The following is a 642-nucleotide window of genomic DNA, read 5'->3' as shown; positions in this document are numbered from 1 at the left end:
GAAGATGGGTGGGACGATGGTGGGTGGTGGGTGTCCGGCCCAGCGTTTGTCTTGTTGCCAGTTGGGGTCGTCGGTTTTTATCATCCAGGGTTCCCAGGAGAATTTGGGTTGTGGGACGGTGATGATCTCTACCGGTGCGGTGCTTGCCGGGCTCGTCTGTGGGTCGTCAGCGCTCCGGGTGGTTTCATCCGCTGATGGCCCCGGTGTGGGGCGTGTGACCACGACGGTGGTGAGTGCTGCGAGTATGAGCGCGAGTATGGTGGCGGTGGTGTACCAGGCCCAGTGTCGTCGCATGATCCCTGCCCCGTTCTCTTCCTTCTTGCCTTCTTCTTATCTTGTGGCTGGTTTCTAGTGTTTTAAGGGGTTATTGTTCTTCTTGTTCCTCGCGGAGCGCTTCTTCGTACTTGGTGAAGTCCTGCGGTGTGTAGTCCGGGTCGATGTGCGCGGCCTTCTCGAACGCGCGCTGGGTGCCGGTGGGCCACCCGTCCCTGATGAAGTTACGCGCCGCCATCCCGGCCGCGATCACCTCGGAGAACTCCTGATCGCGCTGGGCGATCTTGGGCTCGCGGCTCTTCACCCGCACGTCCGCCGCCCTGAGGCTCTCGGCCACCGCCCGGGTACGCGGATACAGCTGCGCAGAAC

2 protein-coding genes are annotated in these 642 nt (G+C 62.1%); both read right to left on the bottom strand.

The window, feature by feature from the left end; genetic code table 11:
* A partial coding sequence (locus EII42_RS13600) for a hypothetical protein (RefSeq protein ID WP_233558398.1) occupies positions 1-294 on the bottom strand: 294 nt, incomplete at its 3' end.
* A gap of 70 nt (positions 295-364) precedes the next feature.
* Positions 365-642: hypothetical protein (locus EII42_RS13105; RefSeq protein WP_158676519.1), on the bottom strand; the 278-nt coding region annotated here is incomplete at its 5' end.

Origin of the sequence: Tessaracoccus sp. OH4464_COT-324 (genome assembly GCF_003932855.1) — a bacterium.
Taxonomy (GTDB): domain Bacteria; phylum Actinomycetota; class Actinomycetes; order Propionibacteriales; family Propionibacteriaceae; genus Arachnia.
Note: the sequence above shows the minus strand (reverse complement) of the source record. Positions and strands in the feature narration are given on the sequence as shown.